This window comes from Streptomyces mobaraensis NBRC 13819 = DSM 40847 (genome assembly GCF_017916255.1).
Classification (GTDB): domain Bacteria; phylum Actinomycetota; class Actinomycetes; order Streptomycetales; family Streptomycetaceae; genus Streptomyces; species Streptomyces mobaraensis.
In genome coordinates this window covers 5,617,094-5,634,750 of the sequence record NZ_CP072827.1, presented here as the reverse complement: position 1 = coordinate 5,634,750, position 17,657 = coordinate 5,617,094, and the positions used below count along the sequence as shown (strand labels likewise).

Annotated in this window: 14 protein-coding genes; 3 read left to right on the top strand and 11 right to left on the bottom strand. The window is 75.9% G+C overall.

Features of this window, described 5'->3' with window-relative positions; all coding sequences use genetic code 11:
- Positions 1–237 precede the first annotated feature (237 nt).
- From J7W19_RS24380 to J7W19_RS24360, 5 genes are all read right to left on the bottom strand, one after another.
- Complete coding sequence (locus tag J7W19_RS24380; protein WP_078588131.1) at positions 238–1,176, bottom strand: FadR/GntR family transcriptional regulator; 939 nt, start codon at positions 1,174–1,176, stop codon at positions 238–240.
- Positions 1,177–1,440: 264 nt separating this feature from the next.
- Positions 1,441–3,234 carry an ABC transporter ATP-binding protein gene (locus J7W19_RS24375; protein WP_004949053.1) on the bottom strand — a complete coding sequence of 598 codons (1,794 nt, stop codon included), beginning with the start codon at positions 3,232–3,234 and terminating at the stop codon, positions 1,441–1,443.
- Positions 3,235–3,393: 159 nt separating this feature from the next.
- Positions 3,394–4,155, bottom strand: coding sequence for an NUDIX hydrolase (locus J7W19_RS24370; protein WP_004949054.1), 762 nt, complete (start codon positions 4,153–4,155; stop codon positions 3,394–3,396).
- 110 nt (positions 4,156–4,265) lie between these two features.
- Entirely contained in the window at positions 4,266–6,308 is a 2,043-nt protein-coding gene (locus tag J7W19_RS24365; RefSeq protein WP_004949056.1) for a glycogen debranching N-terminal domain-containing protein, read from the bottom strand.
- Between the two features lie 111 nt (positions 6,309–6,419).
- Positions 6,420–7,811 carry a DUF4192 domain-containing protein gene (locus J7W19_RS24360; RefSeq protein WP_004949057.1) on the bottom strand — a complete coding sequence of 464 codons (1,392 nt, stop codon included), beginning with the start codon at positions 7,809–7,811 and terminating at the stop codon, positions 6,420–6,422.
- Between the two features lie 140 nt (positions 7,812–7,951).
- On the opposite strand from J7W19_RS24360, the gene J7W19_RS24355 reads away from it, so the two are divergent.
- Positions 7,952–10,117, top strand: a complete 2,166-nt coding sequence (locus J7W19_RS24355; RefSeq protein ID WP_004949059.1) for a RecQ family ATP-dependent DNA helicase — start codon at positions 7,952–7,954, stop codon at positions 10,115–10,117.
- Between the two features lie 208 nt (positions 10,118–10,325).
- Positions 10,326–10,922, top strand: a complete 597-nt coding sequence (locus tag J7W19_RS24350; RefSeq protein WP_004949061.1) for a hypothetical protein — start codon at positions 10,326–10,328, stop codon at positions 10,920–10,922.
- Between the two features lie 66 nt (positions 10,923–10,988).
- On the opposite strand, the gene J7W19_RS24345 is transcribed toward J7W19_RS24350, so the two are convergent.
- The 5 genes from J7W19_RS24345 to abc-f form a co-directional block, all read right to left on the bottom strand.
- Entirely contained in the window at positions 10,989–11,570 is a 582-nt protein-coding gene (locus J7W19_RS24345; RefSeq protein ID WP_078588132.1) for a hypothetical protein, read from the bottom strand.
- Positions 11,571–11,627: 57 nt separating this feature from the next.
- Entirely contained in the window at positions 11,628–12,356 is a 729-nt protein-coding gene (locus J7W19_RS24340) for a ribonuclease HII (protein WP_004949064.1), read from the bottom strand.
- A gap of 301 nt (positions 12,357–12,657) precedes the next feature.
- On the bottom strand, positions 12,658–13,554 hold the full coding sequence (locus J7W19_RS24335; RefSeq protein WP_004949066.1) for an ADP-ribosylglycohydrolase family protein: 897 nt from the start codon (positions 13,552–13,554) through the stop codon (positions 12,658–12,660).
- 11 nt (positions 13,555–13,565) lie between these two features.
- Complete coding sequence (locus tag J7W19_RS24330; protein ID WP_004949067.1) at positions 13,566–14,225, bottom strand: histidine phosphatase family protein; 660 nt, start codon at positions 14,223–14,225, stop codon at positions 13,566–13,568.
- A 46-nt stretch (positions 14,226–14,271) separates the two neighbouring features.
- Positions 14,272–15,888, bottom strand: a complete 1,617-nt coding sequence (gene abc-f / locus J7W19_RS24325; RefSeq protein ID WP_210455375.1) for a ribosomal protection-like ABC-F family protein — start codon at positions 15,886–15,888, stop codon at positions 14,272–14,274.
- 104 nt (positions 15,889–15,992) lie between these two features.
- Between abc-f and J7W19_RS24320 the strand changes: the two genes are divergently transcribed.
- Positions 15,993–16,679 carry a TetR/AcrR family transcriptional regulator gene (locus tag J7W19_RS24320; protein WP_004945312.1) on the top strand — a complete coding sequence of 229 codons (687 nt, stop codon included), beginning with the start codon at positions 15,993–15,995 and terminating at the stop codon, positions 16,677–16,679.
- A gap of 20 nt (positions 16,680–16,699) precedes the next feature.
- Here J7W19_RS24320 and J7W19_RS24315 read toward each other — a convergent pair whose 3' ends face one another.
- Entirely contained in the window at positions 16,700–17,305 is a 606-nt protein-coding gene (locus J7W19_RS24315; protein WP_004945314.1) for a YdbC family protein, read from the bottom strand.
- Positions 17,306–17,657: the final 352 nt, after the last annotated feature.

The window sequence follows — 17,657 nt, the reverse complement described above, 5'->3', positions numbered from 1 at the left end:
TTACGCCCAATCCCCGTGGCCCGAGTCACACCCCGTAAGGGCGTGAAACGCCACTGAACGGGACAGAACGATGCGCTCCTCCGCAGCTCGACCCAAGACCGGCGGCGCGTTTCCTCTCGCACGCGCCTGTACGGATCGCTCCGCGCGGCTCTGCGACTCCCCGCGCGGCCGTACGCGCGGGGCGGACGAACAGTCCCGCGCGCACCTCTCCTTGTCCGTACGGCCCGTTCCCGCGGATCAGTGCTCGCGCGGCGCGGGCACGGCCCGCTCGACTTCCGGGTGCGAGACGAGCAGCTGACGCATGGCGGATTCCGCGGCGGCCGCGTCGCCCGCCCCGACGGCGTCGACGATCCGGAGGTGGTGGCCGACGCCCGCGTCCGTGGGGCGGTCGCATCCGCCGGCCGAGGCGCCGGAGACGTGCAGGGCCGCCGAGACGATGCCCGACAGGTGCTCCAGCATGCGGTTGCCGGCGACCTGGAGCAGCAGGGTGTGGAACTCGGCGTCGGCGCGGGAGAAGGTGAGCGAGTCACCCTGGGCCAGGGCGTGCCCCATGATCTCCGCCATGTCGGCGAGGCGCTGCTGGACGTCTTCGCGGCCGTGGCCGGCGGCGAGCCGTGCGGCCAGCGGCTCGATGATCCAGCGGAGCTCGCAGAGCTCCCGGCGCTGGTCGTCGCGCTGGGGCCCGAAGGCCCGCCACTCGATGATGTCCGGGTCGAGGAGGTTCCAGTCGCTGACCGGACGGACCCTGGTGCCGACGTTGGGGCGGGCGCTGACCAGACCTTTGGCCTCGAGAACGCGCAGCGACTCCCGGACGACGGTGCGGGAGACTTCGAAGCGCTGGCCGATCTCCTCGGGGACGAGCGGCCGGTCGGCACCGAGATCGCCGGAGACGATCATCTGCCCCAGCTGCTGGACGAGCTGTCCGTGCAGCCCCCGGCCGCGGCTGCCGGCCGCCCGGCGGCCGGCGCGGCCCAGCTCCGCGTCACCGTCCCAGGCGTGCGCGGAACCGCGGTCGGCCCCGGGGGCCTCCGCGTAGGAGTAGCGGTCGAGCTCGCCCGGGCCCGTCAGGCCGGAGTCGGCGGGGCGAGCCGCGGTCATCATGGTGTGCGCAAGGGTACTCACGCTTCCTTTGTCGGCGACGGGTCGACGGGCCTTGAGGTCTTTGGTGAAAAGCACACGAAAGGGTGATCGCCCATTACCTCACAATTGACGTCCAAACGGACAGATTTGGGCACTCTTCGAGGTTGAGCGCGTACGGACAGCGATAGAGGGCCGGTTCCGGAGCGTGTCGTAGGGCGTCTCCCCACGGGGACCGGCGGGCGGGGGACCCGGCGATGACGTCCGCGTTCGCCGCGAGCCCGGCGGGGCGGCGGCTACGCTCCGTATCCCCCGTAGCGGGAGGCCGGATCGGCGCGGGCCGGCGGAGCCCTAGCACAGACCTCACCGCGGCCGCCCCCTGAACACTGTGAGGACGTAGGCCCCGAGCAACCCCGTCAGGGACAGCACGAGCGCCCAGCCGACGGGCTGGGACACCAGCCGCAGGGCCGTCGACACGCCCTCGTCCACCCCGGCCGGCCATTGGAGCGGCGCGGTGGAGCGGAGCCGTCCGGGCAGTCCGGCCAGCGAGCGGGCCGCGGGAGCGGCGAGCACGGCGTTCACCACCGGGACCACCAGCGTCGGGACCACCAGGACGGCGACGAGCCCCAGGAGGGTGGACCGGAACAGGCCCGCGCCCAGCAGCCCGGCCCACGCGCAGCCCAGGGCGAGGGCGATCCACCCGGCGAGGGCGCCGGGCCAGGCGTCCGGGAAGAGTGCCACCGACCGCCCGAAGAGGAGCCGCACCACCACGGCGTTCAGCACCACCGAGGAGAGGGCGAGCAGCAGCGCGGCGGCGGCCGTGACCGTCAGCTTGCCGCCGAGGAGCGCCAGCCGCCGGGGGACGCCCCCCGCATCGGGCGCCAACGCCGGATAGCGGTACTCCTGACCGAAGGCCAGCGCTCCCAGCACCCCCGCGCCGAGCGCGGCCGGGGGCAGCGGGAGCGGCGCGGGCCACCCGGCGAGCAGGCTGGGCTCCGGCGCCCCGGACCGGGCCAGCAGGATCGCGGCGAGCAGGGCGAGCAGCAGAGCACCGGCCGCCACGGCCCAGCCGGTGCGCACCCCGGCGAAGCGGTACAGCTCGTAGCGCAGCGGCCAGGCCGGGCCGGGCGCCGGCAGGGGCGGCTGTACGCGGGAGAGCGGTCCCTCGGGCGCGTCGCGCCCCGGTGCGGCGGGTACACCGGCCGGGACGTCGGGGGCGGTCGCGGTGTCGGCGGGTCGGCGGCCGTCGGCGCGCTGGAGCGGGGGGACCGGACCGGGCTCGACCTCCTCGGCGAGCCTGTGGACGAGGATGCCGTGCCGGTAGGCGGCCTCCCCCACGGCGGCGCAGCTGCTGCCGTAGACGGCGAGCGTGCCGCCGCCTTCGTGGACGACCTCCACGGGCGGGGCCTCGGACGGCGGGCAGGCGGCCTCGGCCTCCGCGGAGATGATGTGCGCGAGCCGCGCCGCCGAAGGCGACCGGACGGCGACCCGCGGTCTGAGGCGGGCCCGGGCGAAGACCGCGGTCTCCTGGTCGGCGACGAGACGTCCGCGGTGGATGGTGACGACCTGGTCGCCCACGCGGGCCGCCTCTCCCGGCGAGGCCGAGGTGACGAGCACGGCTCCGCCCTGGGCCGCGTAGCCGCGCAGGAGCCCGTGCAGCCAGGCGGTCTCCCGGGGGGAGAGATCGGCGGTCGGCTCGTCCAGGACGAGGGTGTGGGGGTCGCCGAGGAGGGCGGCGGCGATGCCCAGCCGGCGGTCCATGCCGCGGGAGAAGTCGCCGATGCGCTGGTCGGCCAGCCCGCTGAGGCCCACGACGTCGAGCACCTCGTCGGCACGGGCGGCGGGGACTCCGGCCGCCGCGCCCAGCATGCGCAGGTGGCCGCGGGCGGTGCGGCCGGGGTGGCCGGGGACGTCCCCGAGGAGCACGCCGACCTCGCGTACGGGGTGGGCGACGCGGTCGAGGCTGCGGCCGCGGAAGAGGGCGACGCCGCGGCCCGGGTCGAGCCGCAGCATCAGGCGCAGGGCGCTGGTCTTGCCGGCGCCGGCCTCCCCGAGCAGGACGGTCACGCGCCCGGGGCGGGCCTCGAAGGTCAGGTCGTCGACGACGGGTGGCCGGTTGCGGCGGGGGACGCTGGTCAGTCCGATGGCCTGGATCATGACTTCCCTCGCGGGGGCGTGAGACGGTCCCGCGCGGAAGGGGAAGGGCGGCGCGGGAGCACGGACGTACCGCAGCACCGTAACCCGATATGTCCTATTTGCTACGCAGCGGAGCGGGGTGTGTCCCAGCCGCGCCCGGAGGGGGCGAGCACGCCGGCGCTACGCCTCCGGGCGGAGCATGGGCGGGTTGAGGAGGGTGGCGCCGCCCGCGCGGAAGAGCTGTGCGGGGCGTCCGCCCTGCCGGGTCGTCGTGCCGCCGGTGGGGACCAGGAAGCCGGGGGTGCCGGTGACCTTGCGGTGGAAGTTGCGGGGGTCGAGGGCGACGCCCCAGACGGCCTCGTAGACCCGGCGCAGCTCGCCGACGGTGAACTCCTGGGGACAGAAGGCGGTCGCGAGGGACGAGTACTCGATCTTGGAGCGGGCGCGTTCGACGCCGTCGGCGAGGATGCGGGCGTGGTCGAAGGCCAGCGGGGCCGCCTGCTCACCGTCCCGGGCGTGGCCGTCCTGGTCGAGCAGGTCCTCGACGGGGGCCCAGCGCACGCTGTGCGCGTCGCCGCCGGCGCGGGGCGCCGGGAGGTCGGGGGCGAGCGCCAGGTGCGCGACGCTGACGACGCGCATGCGGGGGTCGCGCTTGGGATCGCCGTAGGTGGCGAGCTGTTCGAGGTGGGCCGCGTGGGCGGTGGCGGGGCAGGCGGGGTCGTGCAGCACGTGCAGCCCCGTCTCCTCGGCCAGCTCCCGGGCCGCGGCCGTCGCCAGGTCCTCGTCGGACCGGACGAATCCTCCGGGCAACGCCCACCGGCCCTGGAAGGGAGGCTCGCCGCGGCGCACCGCCAGCGCGCACAGGGAGTGCCGCCGCACGGTGAGCACGACCAGGTCGACGGTGACGGCGAAGGGCGGGAAGGCCGACGGGTCGTAGGGCATGACGCGATCATAGTCGTCTGCTTGACGATAAACAGGTTCTTGTCGTACGTGGGCCGCGGTGGAGGACGCGGTCCCGCGGGAGCCCTCGAAGGGAACGGTGCGCACTGCGCTCACACCCCCAGTTGCAGTCCGTCGGCGGCTTCCTCCACCATGCCCAGACCGAGCCGGCTGACGCGTACGGCGAACGGCTGCTCTGCCACCCGCAGTCCGGTGAACCGCAGCGCCCCCAGGGGTGCCGAACCGGGCGGACGGACCGTCACACCGCCCGCCGGGACGTCGGGCCGCACGCCCGCGAACGCCGTCAGCAGATGGACGGCGCCCGCCGCCGCGACGGCCGCGGGGCGGCAGGCCGCCGGATGGGGCAGCGGGGCGCTCCCGGCGGTGCGCTGCTCGCCCGCGTACATCTCCGGCAGCCGGTGGCCGAAGGTCTCGGCGGCGTCCAGGACGCCGCGGGCGAGGGAGCCCGCCTCCTTCTCGAACCCGGCGGCGGCCAGGCCCGCGACGGCGACGGCCGTCTCGTGGACGCGCACGGCCCCGCCGCGGTGGCCGAAGGGGTTGTGCCCGCCTTCCTTGGCCCCCAGGCTGCGCAGCCCCCAGCCGGAGTCGAGGGCGGGGCTGCCCAGCAGCCTGGCCAACTGCTCGGTGCGAGCCCGGTCCAGCAGGCCGGGGGCGTACTCGCCGGCCCCGAGCAGGCCGGTGTCCAGGAGGTGGGCGGCGGCGCAGCCCAGGTGCGGGACGGGCTCGCCGTCGGGTGCCAGGGCGGCGACCGGTCGGCCGCCGCCGCGGTCGTCGGCCCAGAAGTCCTCGCGGAAGCGGCGCCGCAGGCCGGCCGCCCAAGTACGCCACTCGTCCGCTTCCGGGCGGCCGTGGGCCGCGAGGAGGTCGGCGCCCAGCAGGGCGGCCCGGTGGGCGTGCGCCTGCACCTCGCAGCGGTACGGGCCGCCGGGCCCCGGATCCGCGAGGTAGCCGCGGTCGTCGGCGGCCGAGCGCAGCCAGGCCAGGCAGCGTTCGGCCGCCGGGAGCAGCGGCTCGATCTCCTGGGACGGCAGTCCCCAGCGCCATGCCTCCGCCAGGACGGTGGGGAACAGCAAGGTGGCCTCGATCCCGGTGCACCCGGGCGGGAGGTGCGCCCCGGTGTGCCGGAGGGCGCCGGGGATGCGGCCCCGTTCGGGCCCGGGGCCGGGGAGCTGGGTGCGGGCGAGGGTGCGCAGCGTCCCGGCGGCGAGCCGGACGCCGAGCGGGAGGGTCATCCGGGCGGCCCACAGGGCCTCGGCCGGGGCGAGGCCGCCGCAGCGCCAGGGGGCGCCGGCGGCGACGTGCGCGTCCCCGGGGATCTCGGGGTCGCGGACGAGCAGGGCTCTGAGGTCGTCGAGGCTGCCTGCCAGCAGGGCGGCGGCCCGGGGGTCGTCGCCGTCCGCCTGGGCGTCGCCCCAGGGCGCCGGGGCGCGCGTCCGGGTGCGGGGGCCCTCGGGCGGGCGGGGCCTGCCGGGGACCTCGGGGCGGACCCGCAGTTCGACACCGCGCGTGCCGCCGGGCGGCAGCCGTATCTCCCAGCAGAGCAGTCCGGCCGAGGCCAGGGCGTCGTCCGGCGGCGGGTCGGCGGTCACCACGGTGTGCAGGCCGGGCGCCGTCCAGCGGAGGCCCGAGCCGTGCACGGCGGCCGGCAGTTCGGGAGCCGCCGTGCCGTGGGCGATCAGGCCGAGGTCCGCGAGGTCCGTCCCGAGCGACATCTCGACGCGCAGCCGGACCTCGCGCGGTGCCGCGCTGCGCAGGGTGACCCGCTCGACGCCCTCGGCGTCCCGGACGCGCTCCACCGTCACGGCGGGGTCGGGACCCTCGTCCGCCGCGGTGCGGAGGCCGGCCACGAACCGCGCCCGCCCGGCGTCGACCAGCCGGCCCTGGAGCGGGACCGGTTCGGCGCCGTCCACCCGGAGCACACAACGGGCCAGCAGGCGGCGACCGTTGCGGTAGAAGCCGTCGAGCCCGTGGCCGGTGAGCTGCCCGTGCTCCTCGGAGATCGCCAGGGCGGGCAGGGCCACGCAGATCAGCGCCGTGTGGACCGGGCGCGGCCCCTGCGGGCGGGGGGCGTCACCGGGACGCCGGGGCACGGCCGGGCGGGCGGCGGGCTGGGCATGGGCGGCGGTGCCTTGCACGGGTCTGCGCTCCCTGGGAGGTCACGGGCCGGACGTCGGGCGGGAAGGAGGGCCACACAGGTGAACGGCGGCGGCGCCGCCGAGGTCACGCGGGTGCGCGCGTGACCGCCGTCACCGGCGTTCGCGGGTGGTGCGGCGGGCCGGCTGCCGACGCGGTGCGGGCTTGCCCGCGGGGCCGCCGGTGGAGGCGCCGCCGGTCGTCCGCTTCGGACGTGTGGCGTCGTCGGCGGACCTGCGCCGGCGGGCCCGCGGCACCGTCGCCTTCCCTCCGGAGGGTGCGGCGGGCCGGGTCCCGTCCGTCTCTTCGGCGGGCGGCTTCGTGTCGGCGGCGCGGGCGGCCAGGCGGAGGGCGCGGTCGGCGCGCTCCTGCCGCAGGCATTCGCGCAGGGTCTCCGGATCCAGCCCCTCGTTGCAGGCGTGGTGGAGGAGTTGCGCGAAGAGGTAGTCGGGGTCGGCGGTCAGGGCGCGGCCGAGGGCGACCCGCGCCTCGGCCTGCTCACCGCTGGACCAGGCCACCCAGCCGGCGAGCGTCAGCGGTGCGGCGGCGTGCTCCGTGTACGGCGGGACGCAGCGCCGGGCGAGGGCGCGCCAGAGGCGTAGCGCCGCCTGGGTGCGCGGGCCCTCCATCCACTCGGCGGCGCGGTCCCGGGAGACGCGGTCCTGCAGGCCGAGGACGAGCGTGGCGGTCTCCTCCGTGGTCAGGAGTGCGTCGTCCTTGGCGTCGGATTCCGCGTTGTCCGCCCCGGGCGGGGTCTCGTGGAGGCGTTCGAGCAGCCGTTCCGCCAGGTCCAGGGTCTCCTCGCGGGTCGCCACGCATTCCCCGGCGATCACGCGTGGAAGCAGGCGGGAGGTGGCGGAGTCCAGGGCGCGCCGCTGTTCCTCGTGCCACGGGCCGGGGCGCGGGCTCAGCCGGGCCTCCATCTCGCGCAGGGTCCCGCGCACGCGGATGCCGACGTAGGCGGCGGCCGCGGCCATGACCGTGGTGCCGGGGACCGCCAAGGGCGTGCCCTCGGGCGGGCAGCAGCGGGAGTCGGAGCAGCAGTAGGACCAGAAGCGGCCGTCGGAGAGGCACAGCGCCTCGACGACGGGCACGTCCAGGGCCCCGCAGGCGATCCGCAGGCGCTGGGCGAGCGGGCGCAGCCGTTCCATCACGGTCGTGGACGTCTCGCCCTCGGCGGGGTCCTGACAGAGGTAGAGGACGATTCCGTCCGGTGGGGCGCCGCGCTTGAGGCAGCCGGTGACGAGGGTCTCCGCGAGTTGGTCGGAGACGTCCGGCCAGTCGTCCGGTACGGGGATGCCGAGGCGCAGCCGGCCGCCGAAGCGTCTGCCCTCGCCGTGCAGTGCCATGAGGACGATGCTGTCGTTCGGGTGGAAGCCCAGCAGGTACGGCAGCGCGTCGGCCAGCTCCGCCGGGCTGCGGAGGGTGACGTGCGTGGGAGGGGGCGGCTCCCGGTCGGGGGCGGGCGGGGGCGGAGGGCCGGCGGATGCGTCGTGATCGGTCATGCGCCGAGCGTCCCGCGGAGCGTCCGGACCCGGTAGACCTGTGGATAACGGCGGCAGGATCATCGTACGAATGCCTGTGGACAACAGCCGTCCACCGACCTTGGTCGCGCGATGTCAGTGGTCTCGTGTTGCATGGGTCCATGACCAACGAAGCCCTCCGTACCGCCGCCGACGCCGTCCTCGCCCGGCTGGTGGGTGATGCCACCGGCGGAGCCCGGTTGCGCGAGGACCAGTGGCGGGCGATCGAGGCGCTGGTCGCCGACCGCCGCAGGGCCCTGGTCGTCCAGCGCACCGGCTGGGGCAAGTCGGCCGTGTACTTCGTCGCCACGGCCCTGCTGCGCGAGCGCGGCAGCGGTCCGACGGTGATCGTCTCCCCGCTGCTGGCGCTGATGCGCAACCAGGTGGAGGCCGCGGCGCGGGCGGGGATCCACGCCCGCACGATCAACTCGGCCAATCCCGAGGAGTGGGACACCATCCAGGCCGAGGTCGCCGCCGGTGAGGTCGACGTGCTCCTCGTGAGTCCCGAGCGCCTCAACAACCCCGATTTCCGGGACCAGGTGCTGCCCAAGCTGGCCGCCGCGACCGGGCTGCTGGTCGTCGACGAGGCGCACTGCATCTCCGACTGGGGCCACGACTTCCGGCCGGACTACCGGCGGCTGCGCACGATGCTGGCCGAACTGCCGCCGGGCGTCCCGGTGCTGGCGACCACCGCGACGGCCAACGCCCGGGTCACCGCCGACGTCGCCGAGCAGCTGGGGACGGGCGAGGGCGCGGAGCGGGCGCTGGTGCTGCGGGGGCCGCTCGACCGGGAGAGCCTGAGCCTCGGCGTCCTGCGCCTGCCGGACGCCGCGCACCGACTGGCCTGGCTCGCCGACCACTTGGACGAACTGCCGGGTTCGGGCATCGTCTACACGCTGACCGTCGCGGCGGCGGAGGAGGTGACGGCGTTCCTGCGCCGGCGCGGGCACGTGGTGGCCGCGTACACCGGCAAGACGGAGAACGCCGACCGGCAGCAGGCGGAGGAGGATCTGCTGGCCAACCGGGTGAAGGCCCTGGTCGCGACGTCCGCGCTCGGCATGGGCTTCGACAAGCCCGACCTCGGCTTCGTCGTCCACCTCGGCTCGCCCTCCTCCCCCATCGCCTACTACCAGCAGGTGGGCCGCGCGGGGCGCGGGGTCGAGCACGCGGAGGTGCTGCTGCTGCCGGGCCGGGAGGACGAGGCGATCTGGCAGTACTTCGCCTCGCTGGCGTTCCCGCCCGAGGAGCAGGTGCGGCGCACGCTGGACGTCCTCGCGGCGGCGGACCGGCCGCTGTCGCTGCCCGCCCTGGAGCCGCTGGTGGAGCTGCGCCGGTCGCGGCTGGAGACCATGCTCAAGGTCCTGGACGTGGATGGCGCCGTGCACCGGGTGCGCGGCGGCTGGACGGCGACCGGCCGGCCGTGGACGTACGACGCGGAGCGCTACGCCTGGGTGGCCCGGCAGCGGAAGGCCGAGCAGGAGGCCATGCGGGCCTACGCGACGACGACGGAGTGCCGGATGGAGTTCCTGCGCCGTCAGCTGGACGACGAGCAGGCGGCACCCTGCGGACGCTGCGACAACTGCGCGGGGGCCCGGTTCTCCGCGGAGGTGTCCGGGCAGGCGCTCGACGCCTCGCGGGGCGAACTGGGGCGGCCCGGGGTCGAGGTCGAGCCGCGCAGGATGTGGCCGACCGGCATGCCCGCCGTGGGGGTGGACCTCAAGGGGCGCATCCCGGCGGGGGAGCAGGCGGCTCCCGGCCGGGCGCTGGGGCGGCTCTCCGACATCGGGTGGGGCAACCGGCTGCGCCCGCTGCTGGCCGCGCAGGCTCCGGACGGTCCTGTTCCGGACGATGTGGCGGGCGCCGTGGTGACGGTGCTGGCCGACTGGGCCAAGGGGCCGGGCGGCTGGGCGTCCGGCGCGCCGGACGCGCCGGACCGGCCGGTGGGCGTCGTCGTCGTGGACTCGCGCAGCAGGCCGAAGTTGATCGGCTCGCTGGGCGAACACATCGCGGCGGTCGGCCGGATGCCGTTCCTGGGCGCCGTCTCGTACCGCGCGGACGCGGCGGAGTCGCGGGTGCCGCGCACCAACAGCGCGCAGCGGCTGCGGGCGCTGGACGGCGCGCTGACCGTTCCGCCGGAGCTCGCGGCGCGGCTGGCGGAGTCGCGCGGTCCGGTCCTGCTCGTCGACGATCTGGCGGACACCGGCTGGACGCTGGCGGTGGCGGCGCGGCTGCTGCGACGGGCCGGCGCGTCCCAGGTGTTCCCTCTGGTGCTGGCCGTGCAGGGCTGACCGGGGAGGGGGTGATCACGCGCGAAGCGGAAGGAGTGCTGCCTGGTTCCGGCCGGTGACGTCAATTGATCGTTGCCGTGCGGCGGGTGGGGCCACGAGAATGGGACCGGCTCCCCGCTCCCGTCCCCCACACGGCCCGCTGGGCTGCCGTCCGCTGTTCCTCGTTGTCGACGCCCGCCGCCGTGGGCGCGCAGACGAAGGGAGAGTCATGGCCTTCGGCCCGGTCCCGTCCCCCGGCCCGGCCCCTTCCCCGTCCCGGCTCACCCCCGGGCGCCCGGTCCGCGTGGTGGAGCCCGCCGAGTGGGCCGCCGCCGGAATTCCCTTGCTGCGCAACCCTCGTGAGGTCGTCACCGGGCTGCACGCCCGGCACCTGCCGACGCCGCGCACGGCCGTGATCGCCGTCCTCGATCCGGACGAACGGCTGGTGGCCAGCGCGTCGTTCACGCGCCGGGCGGCGGTCCGGGACGGCTGGGAGCTGCGGAACGCCCTGCTGGCGCGGCTGCGCCGGGTGATCCCGCACGACCTGCGCAGGCGCTCGCCGGTGCGCACGGCGGTGCTGCTCTACTGCCGTGAGGGAGACGGCCGTTGGACCGTGGAGGACGGCGCGTGGATGTGGGCCCTGCGCGACGCCTGCGTGCTGCACGGTCTGCGCTGCGGGGCGTACATCACGCTGACGGACGGGGGTTGGCGGATCCTCGGCGAGGGCAGGAGCGGGCGCAGCCCCCGCTCCGCGGCGCACCGCGCCACGGCGGCCGGCGCCGTCCGCCCGGTGCCGGCGGCGTTGCCGCACGCCGCGGCCGGGTGACACGCGCGCGGTCACCCGGCACCGGGCCCGTACGGTCCGGAACCGGTGCCTCGGGGAGGCACCGGGTCAGACGGCCGCCGACAGAACGGAGTTGACGCGGGCGCTGTCCCCGCAGACGACCAGCAGCGCACCGGCGCGCCGCAGGGCCGCGGGCAGCGCCTGCCGCACCACCGCGTCGGAACCGCCGTTGACGGCGACGACCACGACGGGACGGCCCTTCACGCGGTCGGCACCGGCGTCGGCGTAAAAGACGTCGTCCACGGCGTCGTGCTGGGCCCAGTAGGAAGCCTCGCCGAAGGACAGCTCGTGGGCGGCCCAGGGGTGTGCTTCCCCGGTGGTGAGCACCAGGACGTCGCCGGGGGCGCGGCCGGTGTCGAGCAGCAGGTCGACGGCCTCGTCGGCGGCGTCCAGGGCACCCTCCGCCGGAACGGGGATCAGCTGGACCTGCGGGGCGGCGGGTGCCGCCGGGGGCGGGGTGCGCGGGCCGGGGGGCGCGGGCACCGGGCGTGCGGCGCGGGGGCCGGGCCGGGGGGCCGGGCGGGGGCCGGGAACGGGGCGGGGGGTCGACGCGGTGCGGCCGGCGGCCGGAACAGCGCGGGGACCCGGGACACTCTCGTGAATCTGAGGCTCCTCGGGGATGAGAGGCATAGGTCGATGTCTATCAAACGCCGGTGCGAGCCGCATCGGCGGGTGGCACTTCCGCGGTCAGAACTCGAAACCGAGCTGACCGCCGGCTTCCAGGGCGGCCGTGCCACGGCCCGCGGGGCCCTCCGGGCCCCCGGCCGCGAGGCGTGGTCGCTTCAAATGCTGCCACCGGGGCAGCGCGTCCAGGTAGGCCCAGGACAACCGGTGGTGCGGCGTGGGCCCCAGCCGTTCCAGGGCGTCCCGGTGGACGGGCGAGGGGTACCCCGCGTTGTCGGAGAACCCGAACTCCGCGTGGTCCGCGTCCAGTTCGGCCATCATCGCGTCCCGCCGCACCTTGGCGATCACGGACGCGGCCGCGACGGCCACACAGGACTGGTCTCCCTTGACGACCGTGCGGACCCGCCACGGCTCGCCGAGGTAGTCGTGCTTGCCGTCGAGGATGACGGCGTCGGGCCGCACCGGGAGGCCGGCGAGGGCCCGCACGGCCGCCAGCCGGAGCGCCGCCGTCATCCCCAGTTCGTCGATCTCCTCGGGGGAGGCGTGACCGAGGGCGTGGGCGGTGACCCACGACTCCAGCTGCCCGGCGAGCGCCCGGCGGCGCTTGGGGGTCAGCAGTTTGGAGTCGGTGAGCCCTTCCGGCGGGCGGCGCAGGCCGGTGACGGCCGCGCAGATGGTGACCGGGCCGGCCCAGGCGCCCCGGCCGACCTCGTCGACGCCGGCGACGATCTTGGCTCCGGTCGTCGCCCGGAGGGAGCGCTCGACGCTGTGGGTAGGCGGTTCGTAGGGCATGGCGCCAGCAAGGGTACGCCCCGGCAGCCGCCCGTGCCGCCCCGGCCCCCTCACTCGTCGTCCGCGGACCGGTCGGGGGCGGTCGGCTCGTCGGCCGGGGAGGGCCTACGGACCGGCCAAGGACGGTCGACGGACCGGCCGGGGACGCCGCCGGGCCCCTCCCAGGGAGGTCGACCAACCCCTCCGACGACCGCCGACGGGCCCCTCCGAGGGCGGTCGACGGGTCCCTCGCAAACGGTCCGAGAACGCCTTGGAGACGTCGGCAGTCCCGTCCCGAGACACCCCCAGGCTCGCCCCGGGGTCAGTCCGGCGCGGCCGGCAGCCAGCCGGGGAGGGCCTCGGTGGCCTCCTCCCAGGCGGCCGGAGGCGCGCCACGCCCCGCCGCCGCGATCACCCCGCCGACGATGGCGCAGGTGGTGTCGACGTCCCCGCCGACCGACGCCGTCGTCCAGAATCCGCCCGTGTAGTCGCCCAGATGGCGGGCCGCGGACCACAGGGCGAACGGCACGGTGTCGTGCGCGCTGGTCCGGCGGCCGCAGCCGAGCACGGCCGCGACCGTGGTCGCGTCGTCGTAGTCGAGCATGTCGCGCGCCCTGCGCAGCCCCGCCTGCACCGCGCTGCGCGGCACGAGGGGGATCACCTCGTCCAGCAGCCGTTCGCGGCCGACCGCCGCGCCGTCGGCCTCCGCCGCCACGGCCGCGGCGGCGGCCACGGCCATGGCCCCCGCCACCGCCTCGCGGTGCTGGTGGGTCGGGTAGGCCGAGATCTCCGCCTGGTGCGTGGCCTGCTCGGGGTCGCCCGCGTACCAGGCGCCGAGCGGGGCGATGCGCATGGCCGCGCCGTTGCCCCAGGAGCCCTGCCCCTTGAACAGCGCCGCCGCCAGTTCGCGCCAGTCGCCGCCCTCCCTGATCAGCCGGAGCATCCGGCCCACGGCCGGGCCGTAGCCGCGGTCGAAGTCGTGGTGCTCGGCGAAGGACCGGGCCAGGGCGTCCTGGTCGACGCGGCCGTGGGCGGCGAGGACCGCCACGACGGAGCAGGCCATCTCGGTGTCGTCGGTCCACTGCCAGGGAGCGGGCGGCAGGTCGCGGCGCTTGAGGGCGGGAAGGTTGGCGGGAACGAAGAACTGGGAGCCGAGGGCGTCGCCCACGGCCAGCCCGCGCAGGCTGGCGAGGGCCCGGTGGAATCGGTCAGCGGTCATCGCAGCGAACTCTAATCGGTGAAGCCATACGATTCAGGGGTACACCAACGCTCGAACGGCCGGTCCAGGTGGTACCGCCCGTCGGCTCCCAGGAGGAGCATCCGGCTCTCCCCGTTGCCCGGGTTCGACAGGCTCTCGAACTCCGCGACGGTCCAGTGCAGCCATCGCATGCAGAACAGCCGCATGGTCAGTCCGTGGGTGACCAGGAGGACGTTCGGCGGGTGCCGGGGGTCGTCGAAGCTGCGCCAGAGGCTCTCCAGGAAGCTGCCCACCCGGTCGTAGACGTCGGCCCCGGACTCCCCCTGGGCGAAGCGGTAGAAGAAGTGGCCGTAGGCGTCGCGGTACGCCTTCTGGCGGCGCACGTCCTCCCTGTCCTGCCAGTTCCCCCAGTCCTGCTCGCGCAGCCGGGGCTCCTCGCGGACCCGGACCCGGGCCGGGTCGAGCCCCAGCGCGTGGAAGGTCTGGTGGGCCCGGCGGTAGGGGGAGACGTAGGCGGAGACCCGCTCGTCGCCGAAGAGCTCCCGCAGCCGGGCGCCGGCCTCCTCGGCCTGCCGACGGCCGAGAGCCGTCAGGGCGAGGGCGTGGTCGGGCTCGCGTTCGTAGACCGTGTCGTCGATGTTGCCCTCCGACTCGCCGTGGCGGAGGAGGACGATGCGCCGGGGCCGTGCCATGACGCCACCCTATGGCGAGATGCGGCGCCCGGGCGCCCGCCCCGGCTCACCGGGCGTCCAGCAGCCGGCCGTCCCGTATCTCGCAGCGCCGGCCGGCGAAGCGGTCCCGCAGGGTCCGGTCGTGGGAGACGACGACCAGGGCCCCGGTCCACTGGGCGAGCGCCTCCTCCAACTGCTCGACCAGGGCGAGCGCCAGGTGGTTGGTGGGCTCGTCGAGCAGCAGCAGGTCGGCGGGCCCGGCCAGCAGGCGGGCGAGCGCGAGCCGGCGGCGCTGGCCGTCCGAGAGGGACCCCACCGCCACGTGCAGGTCGCGCTGCCGGAAGAGGCCGGTGGACAGCAGGGCCTCGCGCTGCTCGTCGGGCGTTCCGGGCAGGCCGCGCGCGTAGGCGGTGAACAGCCGGTCGGCGGGCCGGCCCACCGGAACCTCCTGCGGCAGGTGGGCGATCCGGCCACGCCGGGTCACCGTTCCCGCGTCCGGGTCGGTCTCACCGGCGAGCACCCGCAACAGCGTGGACTTCCCGGCCCCGTTGGCGCCGGTCACCAGCAGCCGGTCGCCGGCCTCGAGGCGGAGCGAGTCGACCCGCAGCCGGTCGCCGACCCGGACGTCGTCGAGGGTCGCCAGAAGCCCGTCCGCCTCCGCCCGTACCGGGCGGGCGGTGAAGCGCAGGGGCTCCGGCGGCCGGGGGACGGGGTCGGCCTGGAGTCTGCGCAGCCGCTCCCGCGCGTTGCGGACCCGGCCGGCGACCGACGCCTGGACCCGGCCCGCGGCCCGGTCGTACGCCATCTTGTTGCCGTCCCTCATGGCGCGGCCGGGGGCGACGCGGCGGGCGGTGTCCGACGCCGCCTCGGCAAGCGCCTCCGTCTCGGCGCACCACCGCTCGTACTCCTGCTCCCAGCGGCGGCGGGCCGCCAGCCGTTCGGCGACGTAGCCGGCGTAGCCGCCGCCGTAGCGGACGACGGTGCGCCGGTCCGCGTCGACCTCCAGGACGGCGGTGGCGACCCGTTCGAGGAAGGCCCGGTCGTGCGAGACGACGACAACGGTGCCGCGGTGGGCGCGGAGGGTGTCCTCCAGCCAGGTAAGGGCCGTCTCGTCGAGGTGGTTGGTCGGTTCGTCCAAGAGCATGGTCTCGGGCGCGGCGGCGAGCAGACAGGCCAGGCCGAGGCGGGCCTGCTGGCCGCCGGACAGCGTGTCCAACCGCCGGTCGCGGTCGACGCCGGCCAGGCCGAGGGCGTGCAGCGCCTTGTCCACCCGGGCGTCCGCCTCGTAGCCGCCGCGCGCCTCGAAGGCAGTGAGCAGCCGCCCGTACTCCTCCAGCGCCCCGGCGTCCCCGGCGCCCAGGGTCGGCTCCAGGTCGCGCAACGCGCGTTCGATCGCCCGGAGTTCGGACAGCGCCTCGTCGACGGCGTCCGCCACCGTCCCGCCGGGTGGGAACCGCGGCGTCTGCGGGAGGTAGCCGATCCCGCCTTCCGCCTCGGTCACGACCGAGCCGTCGTCGGGCGGTTCGGCGCCCGCGAGGACCTTGAGGAGCGTGGACTTCCCCGCCCCGTTCTCACCGACGAGGCCGACGCGTTCTCCCGGCCGCACGGTGATGGACACGCGCTCCAGCAGGGGCCGGTCGCCCCGGGACACGGTCGCCTCACGCAAGGAAAGCTGAGCAGGCATGCGAATTCCCCCTCCGACGGCGAACACCGCCAAACGCAACTTCGATGGCGTTACGATGCCATCATGATGACACGACTCGCCGCCTAATACAACTGGAGTTGCACTTGCCTTCGGATCAGCATGCCCCCGGGACGCCGGCGCCGGCTTCGCCCTCCACCCCGCCCCCGACCCCGGGCACCGTCCGGCCCGGCGGCCGTACCGCGCGCACCCGCGCCGCCGTCCGGGACGCCGTGCTCACCGGTCTGGTCGAACACGGCTATCCGGGTCTCACCGTCGAGTACGTCGCCGAGCGGTCGGGCGTCCACAAGACCACGCTCTACCGGCGCTGGGGCGGCGTGGAGGGCATGCTCGCGGACGCCCTCGACCTCGCGGGCGAGGACACCTGGACGCCACCCGACTCCGGTTCCCTCGACGGCGACCTCCGGGCCCTCGCCCAGGAGATCCTGGACACCTTCACCGACCCGGCGACGGCGGCGGCCCCGGCCGCCTTCATCGCCGCCGCGTTCCAGTCGGAACGTGCCGCGCAGGCCCTCCGCGGCTTCTACGACGAGCGCTTCCGGCGCTGCGCCCCGCTCGTCGCACGCGCCGCGGAGCGCGGCGAGGTCCCGGCCGGCACCGATCCCGGGGCGCTCGTCCGGGCGGTCGGCGCTCCCCTGTTCCTCCGCCTCTTCATCACCCGGGAGCCCGTGGACGCGGCCGCCGCGGACCAGGCCGCGGCGGCGGCCCTCGCCGCCGCCCGGGCGGGCGTGTACGCCGCCACCCTGGACATCACGGGCGGACGGGTGGCGTGACCCTGGGCGAGCCGCCTCCGTCACACCGTCCAGGAGGCCTCCACCCCGACGACGTCACCGTCGACGGCCTCCACGTCCGCCTCCATCTGAGCGCGCAGCGCCAGCCGTTCCACGCGCTCCGCGCGGTACTTCCCGTGCTCGGCCTCGGAGTTCCACATCGAGAGGATCAGGAACTCCGGGCCCGGCGCGGCGCCGAGCATGCCGCGCAGCATCCCGGGCGAGCCGGCCATCGCCGGGTTCCACACCTTCTCCTGCACGGTGCGGAAGTGCTCCTCCCGCTCCTCCCGGACCCGGCAGTGCGCGATCCGCACCACGTCCGCGTCCGTGAACTCCGGGCGGAATCCCACCTTCACGTCCAGCCGGTGCTCGAACAGCCGCACCCGGAGGTCCTTGTACGTGCCCGCCTGGGCCGCCGCCAGTCTGTCGTGCGATCGCGCCATGAAGGAGTCGTAGAACGCCCTGCTCTCCCAGAAGGAGAAGAGGTGCACCACGTCGGGACGGCTCCGGCTCCACCCGCCGCCCTGGCTCAGGAATCCCGGCTCCCCCAGCAGCCCCGCCCACTTCCGCTGCGCCCGGTCGAAGCCCCGGCGGTCCCCCACGACGCAGCGAATCCACTTGATCAGCACCGGGTCATCGTACGGCGCCCGAAGTGGCCCGCGTCACGCCGCGGACGAGCCCCGACGAGCGGCCCGGGCGACGTACCAGCGCCCGTCCGCACCCCTCCACGCGACTCGGCCCCCGGCGTCAACTCCCGTCCCGCCCATCATTGTTCGTCGACGGCGCCACCGGAGTGATCCCCCGGCTCCACCGCCCTCCCTCGCGACTCCGCATCCGCCCGCTGCACCAGGCCCCGTAGACACCCGGGCGACGCGAATGCGCCGATTTCGAGAGGCCGCCCCCTCCGGCAGACGGAGCGCGCCCCGCGCGGCGAGGGAGCGCTCGACGCTTCCCTGCGTACGGTCCTCCGCCGGGGAACAC

Coding starts and splice junctions, on each gene's coding strand:
- J7W19_RS24355 (WP_004949059.1), top strand. CDS start 7,952: ATGACCAACGAAGCCCTCCGTACCGCCGCCGACGCCGTCCTCGCCCGG.
- J7W19_RS24350 (WP_004949061.1), top strand. CDS start 10,326: ATGGCCTTCGGCCCGGTCCCGTCCCCCGGCCCGGCCCCTTCCCCGTCC.
- abc-f (WP_210455375.1), bottom strand. CDS start 15,888: ATGCCTGCTCAGCTTTCCTTGCGTGAGGCGACCGTGTCCCGGGGCGAC.
- J7W19_RS24340 (WP_004949064.1), bottom strand. CDS start 12,356: ATGCCCTACGAACCGCCTACCCACAGCGTCGAGCGCTCCCTCCGGGCG.
- J7W19_RS24330 (WP_004949067.1), bottom strand. CDS start 14,225: ATGGCACGGCCCCGGCGCATCGTCCTCCTCCGCCACGGCGAGTCGGAG.
- J7W19_RS24335 (WP_004949066.1), bottom strand. CDS start 13,554: ATGACCGCTGACCGATTCCACCGGGCCCTCGCCAGCCTGCGCGGGCTG.
- J7W19_RS24345 (WP_078588132.1), bottom strand. CDS start 11,570: ATGCCTCTCATCCCCGAGGAGCCTCAGATTCACGAGAGTGTCCCGGGT.
- J7W19_RS24370 (WP_004949054.1), bottom strand. CDS start 4,155: ATGCCCTACGACCCGTCGGCCTTCCCGCCCTTCGCCGTCACCGTCGAC.
- J7W19_RS24360 (WP_004949057.1), bottom strand. CDS start 7,811: ATGACCGATCACGACGCATCCGCCGGCCCTCCGCCCCCGCCCGCCCCC.
- J7W19_RS24375 (WP_004949053.1), bottom strand. CDS start 3,234: ATGATCCAGGCCATCGGACTGACCAGCGTCCCCCGCCGCAACCGGCCA.